This is a genomic window from Rudaea sp., from assembly GCF_036383415.1.
Classification (GTDB): Bacteria; Pseudomonadota; Gammaproteobacteria; order Xanthomonadales; family Rhodanobacteraceae; genus Rudaea.
Genome location: NZ_DASVOK010000211.1, coordinates 1 through 6,713 on the forward strand (window position 1 = coordinate 1; position 6,713 = coordinate 6,713).

6 protein-coding genes are annotated in these 6,713 nt (G+C 62.9%); 3 read left to right on the forward strand and 3 right to left on the reverse strand.

What is annotated here, in order from left to right; translation table 11 throughout:
• Positions 1-35: 35 nt before the first annotated feature.
• Together VF497_RS08365 and petA are read right to left on the reverse strand one after the other, a co-directional pair.
• Positions 36-1,322: a cytochrome bc complex cytochrome b subunit gene (locus VF497_RS08365; protein WP_330887597.1), complete on the reverse strand. Its 1,287-nt coding sequence runs from the start codon at positions 1,320-1,322 to the stop codon at positions 36-38.
• Positions 1,322-1,918: a ubiquinol-cytochrome c reductase iron-sulfur subunit gene (gene petA, locus VF497_RS08370; protein ID WP_330887599.1), complete on the reverse strand. Its 597-nt coding sequence runs from the start codon at positions 1,916-1,918 to the stop codon at positions 1,322-1,324. Before petA ends, VF497_RS08365 begins: the two co-directional genes overlap by 1 nt.
• 142 nt (positions 1,919-2,060) lie before the next feature.
• Between petA and VF497_RS08375 the strand changes: the two genes are divergently transcribed.
• Entirely contained in the window at positions 2,061-3,356 is a 1,296-nt protein-coding gene (locus VF497_RS08375; RefSeq protein ID WP_330887601.1) for a S1C family serine protease, read from the forward strand.
• A 22-nt stretch (positions 3,357-3,378) separates the two neighbouring features.
• On the opposite strand, the gene VF497_RS08380 is transcribed toward VF497_RS08375, so the two are convergent.
• Entirely contained in the window at positions 3,379-4,434 is a 1,056-nt protein-coding gene (locus VF497_RS08380) for a lytic transglycosylase domain-containing protein (RefSeq protein WP_330887602.1), read from the reverse strand.
• Positions 4,435-4,604: 170 nt separating this feature from the next.
• On the opposite strand from VF497_RS08380, the gene miaB reads away from it, so the two are divergent.
• A complete protein-coding gene (miaB, locus tag VF497_RS08385; RefSeq protein ID WP_330887603.1) occupies positions 4,605-5,957 on the forward strand; it encodes a tRNA (N6-isopentenyl adenosine(37)-C2)-methylthiotransferase MiaB in 1,353 nt (450 codons plus the stop codon).
• 7 nt (positions 5,958-5,964) lie between these two features.
• The coding region (locus VF497_RS08390; RefSeq protein ID WP_330887604.1) for a PhoH family protein at positions 5,965-6,713 on the forward strand (749 nt) is incomplete at its 3' end.

Here is a 6,713-nt window from a genome sequence, read left to right on the forward strand (position 1 = left end):
TGAAAGCAAGAGCGAGAATGATTTTGCGCATCATGTCAGTGACCTCCTCCCGTCACTCGCTCCGGCACCGGCTTGGTTTTCTCGTAACCGAAAGCCGTGTAGCCAAACAGGAAGATGAAATAGCCGAAATACATGAGCACGAGCAGCCAGCCGAAGTGCATTTCGATGCTGGTCACATCCGCGTTTGCGCCGAACAGCTTCGGGATCATCTCGCCGGTGACGCCGGCACCGATCGAGCCGAGCAAGAGGAACGTCGCCGCGAACAGGCCGAGCGCGACCTTGTAGCCGAGGCCGCGATAGCGGATCGACTTGACCGCGCCGCGATCGACCCACGGCAGCAGGAACAGCAGCACGATCGAGGCGGACATCGCGAAGATGCCGAGACCCTTGCTCGGGATCACGCGCAGGATTCCATAGAACGGCGTGAAGTACCACACCGGCTTGATCTCCGGCGGGGTCACCAGCGGATTGGCCGGAATGAAGTTGTCGTTCTCGAGGAACCAGCCACCGACGGTCGGCTGATAGAAGATGATGAACGCGCAGATCGTCAGGAAGAAACCGACGCCGACGATGTCGTGCACCGTGTAGTACGGATGGAACGGGATGCCGTCGAGCGGCTTGCCGGTGGCCGGATCCTTTTTCTTCTTGATCTCGACGCCGTCCGGGTTGTTCGAACCGACTTCGTGCAGGGCGAAGATATGCAGCACGACGAGCAGCAGCAACACGAGCGGCAGCGCGATCACATGCAGCGCGAAGAAACGGTTCAACGTCGCATCGGCCGGGTTGTAGTCGCCCATGATCCACTGCACGAGCGTGTCGCCGATCAGCGGCACCGCGCCGAACAGCGAGATGATCACCTTCGCGCCCCAGAACGACATGTTGCCCCACGGCAGCACGTAGCCCATGAACGCCTCGGCCATCAGCGCGAGGAAGATGAACATGCCGAGCAGCCAGACCAGTTCGCGCGGCTTCTTGTACGAGCCGTACATGAGACCGCGGAACATGTGCAGGTAGATGACGATGAAGAACATCGACGCGCCGGTCGAGTGCATGTAGCGGATCAGCCAGCCCCAGTCGACATCGCGCATGATGTATTCGACGGAGTCGAACGCGGTCGCCGCACCCGGCTTGTAGAACATCGTCAGGAAGATGCCGGTCAGGATCTGATTGACCAGCACGACGAGGGCGAGCACGCCGAAGTAGTACCAGAAGTTGAAATTCTTCGGCGCGTAGTACTCGGTCATGTGCTTGCGATACACCGGCATCATGCCAGGAGCACGCTCGTTGACCCAGTTGCCGATGCTCGTGAATACGTTGGCCATTAGGCTTTGTCCTCCGGATTCACGCCGATCAGGATGTGGTTGTCGTCGACGAACTTGTACGGCGGCACGACCATGTTCGCCGGCGCAGGCACGCCCTGGAACACGCGGCCGGAAATGTCGTAGCGCGACTTGTGGCAGGGACAGAAGAAGCCGCCCTTCCACTCTGGATCGAACGGCTCGGGCTTGATCTCGGGGATGTATTCCGGCGAGCAGCCCAGGTGTGTGCAGATGCCGATCATCACGAGCCACTCGGGCTTGATCGAGCGGTTTTCGTTCTGCGCGTACTTCGGCTGGTTGTCGATCAGCGACTTCGGATCGCGCAGGCGGCCGTCAAGGCTGGGCAAGGTATCGAGCATCGCCTTGGTGCGGTTGACGATCCACACCGGCGAACCGCGCCAGAGCACGGAAATCTTCTGCCCTGGTTCGATCTTGCTGATGTCCTGCAGCACCGGCGCGCCCGCGTTCTTCGCGCGTTCGCTCGGTTGCCACGACTTGATGAAGGGAGTCGCCGCGAACGCAGCCCCGATACCGCCGACGACCACGGTCGTCCCGGTCAGGAATCTGCGGCGTCCCTGATTCACACCCTCATTTGCCATCCGGCACTCCGAGAATTGCTGTAGATGCTGAAAATCCGCTGAGCAGCCCGCACGGGCTCCCGCAAAAATCGTGGTAGTTTAACCAAAGCCCCACCTTGCAGACAACGAAAACAGAACGTCTGCCGCCCGCTTTCGAGTCCGAATGAAAAATTTCGTCCGCCTGATCCAGTTCGTCGCGCAGTTCGTCACCCTGGGGCTTGCCCTCGCCTTCGTGATCTCGCTGTTCGCTCCGCAGTGGACTGCGCGAATGCGCGGCTCCTCGGCGGAATCGGCGCCTCCCGCTGCAGCCGAGCAAACCCAAACCGCGAAACCGTTGCCCGCAAAGCCGGCAACGCGCACTCGTGAACCTGGCGTGACCTTCGGCCCGCACGCCAGCACGAACGCCGCATCGACGGCAAGCGACGCGGGCACGATCACGACGTCGTATTCGGCCGCGGTCGAAGCCGCGAGTCCGGCGGTGGTAAGCATCTTTGTCAACAAGATCGAGCAGCAGACGCGACAAGTGCTGGTGAGGACCGACAACCCGAACCTGCCCCCCGTGGTCCCCGCGCAGGTGGTGACCAACGTGCCGACGCAGAACATGGGCTCCGGCGTGGTCGTCAATGCGGACGGCTATGTGCTTACGAACCATCACGTCGTCGAGCGCGCCACCAACATCAGCGTCGGCATGCCCGACGGACGCACCATGCCGGTGAAGGTCATCGGCAGCGACAAGGAAACCGATCTTGCCGTGCTCAAGCTCGATGTCTGGAACACGGCAACGATCCCGATCGCGGAAAAGCCGGTGGCTGTAGGCGACGTCGTGCTCGCGATCGGCAACCCGTTCGGCCTGGACAAGACCGTGACCATGGGCATCGTCAGCGCGCTGGGCCGCATCATCAGCCCCGAGAGTGGCGAAGACTTCATCCAGACCGATGCCGCGGTCAACTCGGGCAACTCGGGCGGCGCGCTGGTCAATGCCTATGGCGAACTGGTTGGCATCACCTCGCGCACGTATTCTCCTTCGGTGAATGGCGGCAACGTCGGCATCAGCTTCGCCATCCCGGTCGATCGGGCGAAGAAAGTGCTCGACCAGATCATCCGCTACGGACGCGTGATCCGCGCCTGGATCGGCGTGACCTGCCGTGACGTGCCGATCCAGCCGGGCGATCCGATGCCCGTGATCACCGGCGGCGCACTGATCACGGCGATCGACGCCGACAGTCCCGCTGCCAAGGCCGGACTCAAGGTCGGCGATGCGATCACGCGCATCGACGGTCAATGGGTACCGAACGCGCTGGCGCTGCGCAACCGCGAGTCGCATCTGGAACCGGGCAGCAAGGTCACCGTTTCCGCCCAACGCGACGGCAAGCAATTGCAGTTCGACGTGACCCTGGTCGAGCGCCCGCCAACCCCTGCCCGCGCGGAACAGAGCGCCAACCCGCAGCCGGGCGGTTGATCCGCTTGCCCAGAACCTGTCCTCAACGCGCCTCGCCGTAGCGCTTGCGTAGTGTCGCAACGCGCTCGACGTATACCCGGGTTTCGTCGAACGGCGGCACGCCGCTGTACTTCTGCACGTTCTGCGGGCCCGAGTTGTAGGCCGCCGCCGCGAGGCGCTCGTCGCCGTTGAACAATTTGAGCAGTGTGGAAAGATAGCGCGCGCCGCCACGGATGTTCTGTGCCGGATCGAACGGGCTGGCCACGCCCATGTCGCTCGCCGTCGTCGGCATCAGCTGCATCAGCCCCTGCGCGCCCTTGACCGAAATCGCGTTCGGATTGAATGCCGATTCGGCGTGGATCACCGCGCGCAGCAGCGCCTGATCGACGCCGAACTCGGATGCCGACGCCGCGACTTCGTCCTTGTATGCATCGAGGTTGAGAGCGAGCGTGGCGAAGTTGATCGCGGATTTCACGTCGCAGGCGTAGCAGGTCGCGATATAGGTGAACATCATCGTGTATGCGCCGCCGCCGGGCCGGACGTTGGTGTACTCGACGATGCCGTTCGCGCGCGCGACCTTGTATACCGCGCCGCGCCGTACCTCGACGTTCTTTTCCGGCCTTTCGACTGCGTTCGGCGCGATCTTGGCCGGTGCCTCGCCGTTGAGCCGCAGTTCGCTGATCACATCGGCGAATTGCGAGGCAGGCATCGACTTGTATTCGCTGCGCGGGGCCTTGGCCGCCGGCGTTTTCGCCGTGTCGGCCTCGACTGATTCGGGCTGGGCCGCCGTGGGCTTGGCTGCATCGGCGCTGAGCGCGTCCGATTTGGTTTTTTCGGGCTTGGCTGGTTCGGCGATCGCGGTCGTTTTCGCCGCCTCGACCTTCGGCGCCGGCACGCGCGCCTTGGCCACGGGTTCGGCGTAGTCGCTGTTCGCCACCTTGGTGCAGGCCGCATACCCTTGCGGCTTGTTCGTGATCGCGACCTCGCCATGCGGTCCCGAGCAGCGATACACCGCGCCGGCGCGAGCGAGCGGCGCCGTCGCCGCGAGAACGAAGGCGAGAGCGACCCAAGGCGACCAGTGGCGCAACGCAGGATTCATGGATGTCTCAAACTTCGGAGGTCAAGTTTCTGACAGACAAAGGGTTTTGCCAAGCGATACATACGCCTTGACGGATCGGCCGCTGGCCAAGGCACATGGCAGGCAGTCCAATCCGGCTTTAGAATACGTAGTTCACGAAAAATTCCCCGCCTTCACGAGTTTCACGCGCCATGCCCGGCAAACTTTTCATCAAGACCCACGGCTGCCAGATGAACGAGTACGACTCGGCCAAGATGGTCGACGTGCTCGCGGCTTCGCACGGGCTGGAATTGACCCAGAACGAGGCCGAGGCCGACGTCATCCTCGTCAACACCTGCTCGATCCGCGAAAAGGCACAGGAGAAGGTGTTCTCGCAGCTTGGCCGCTGGCGCGAGCTTAAGGCGAACAAGCCTAACCTCGTCATCGGCGTCGGCGGCTGTGTCGCCAGCCAGGAGGGCGAGGCGATCGTCAAGCGTGCGCCGTTCGTCGATCTCGTGTTCGGCCCGCAGACCCTGCACCGCCTGCCGCAGATGATCGAGGCGCGCAAGGAAACGCAGAAGGCCCAGGTCGACATCTCCTTCCCCGAAATCGAGAAGTTCGATCACCTGCCTGCGCCGCGCAAGGAAGGCGTGACCGCCTTCGTCTCGATCATGGAAGGCTGCTCGAAATACTGCTCGTATTGTGTGGTGCCATACACGCGCGGCGAGGAGATCAGCCGTCCGTTCGACGACGTGATCGCCGAGGTCGCGCAGCTGGCCGAACAGGGCGTGCGCGAAGTCAATCTGCTCGGTCAGAACGTCAACGCGTATCGCGGCGCGATGCATGACGGCGGCACGGCCGACCTCGCTCTGCTGATCCATGCGATCGCCGAACTCGACGGCATCGGCCGCATCCGCTACACGACCTCGCATCCGCTCGAATTCTCCGACTCGCTGATCGAGGCCTACGCGAACGTGCCCAAGCTCGCGAACTATCTGCATCTGCCCGTGCAGTCCGGCTCCGACCGCGTGCTGAGTGCGATGAAACGCGGCTATACGGCGCTCGAGTTCAAGCAGAAGATCCGCAAGCTGCGCAAGGTGCGCCCGGACATTTCCGTGTCCAGCGACTTCATCGTCGGCTTCCCCGGCGAGACTGATGCCGAGTTCGAGCAGACGATGAAACTGATCACCGACGTCGGCTTCGACCAGAGCTTTTCCTTCATCTTCTCCAAGCGCCCCGGCACGCCGGCGGCGAACCTAGCCGACGACACGAGCGATGCGGTCAAGCACGCGCGCCTCGAGCGTTTGCAGGCGACGATCAATGCGAACTCCAGGGCGATTTCGCTGGCGATGGTCGGCACGATGCAGAACGTGCTGGTCGAAGGTCCTAGCAGGAAGAATCCGAAGGAAATGACCGGTCGCACCGAGAACATGCGCTACGTGAACTTCCCGGCGCCGGCAAACCTAGTCGGTCCTGATCTGATAGGTACCTTTATCGACGTGCAGATCACCGAGGCGATGAGCAACTCGTTACGCGGACGCATCGCGGCGAAAGCGGCCGCGTAACGCTCGAATGTCCGCCAATATCCACCACAATCTCACGCTCGAACCGAACGACGGCGAGCGCTTGGCGAATCTTGCCGGCCCGTTCGATCAGCACCTGCGCCAGATCGAGATGCGCGTCGGCGTCGAGATCGCCAATCGCGGCAACGTGTTCCGCATCAGCGGCGAGTCCGCGAAGGTCAAGCTCGCCGAGCGCATGCTGCGCGACCTGTACGATGCGACCGCGAGCGAAGCGCTCGACGGCGCACAGGTGTCGTTGCGCCTGTCCGAATCGGGACTGGAGTCTTCCGACGACAAGGGCTTCGAGGCGCAGGAAGTCGCGGTCAAGGTCAAGCGCGGCACGGTGCGCGGACGCGGTGCGAACCAGCAGAAATACCTGCACGCGATCGCGCGCCACGACATCAACTTCGGCATCGGACCTGCCGGCACCGGCAAGACCTGGCTCGCCGTGGCGATGGCGGTCGACGCGCTCAACGATTCGCGCGTGCAGCGCCTCGTGCTCGTGCGTCCCGCGGTCGAGGCCGGCGAGAAGCTCGGCTTCCTGCCCGGCGACCTGACGCAGAAGGTCGATCCCTATCTGCGCCCGCTTTACGACGCGCTCTACGAGATGCTCGGCGTCGACCGCGTGAGCAAGCTGATCGAGCGCAATGTCATCGAGATCGCGCCGCTCGCCTACATGCGCGGGCGCACGCTCAATGACTCGTTCGTCATTCTCGACGAGGCACAGAACACGACGGTCGAGCAGATGAAGATGTTCCT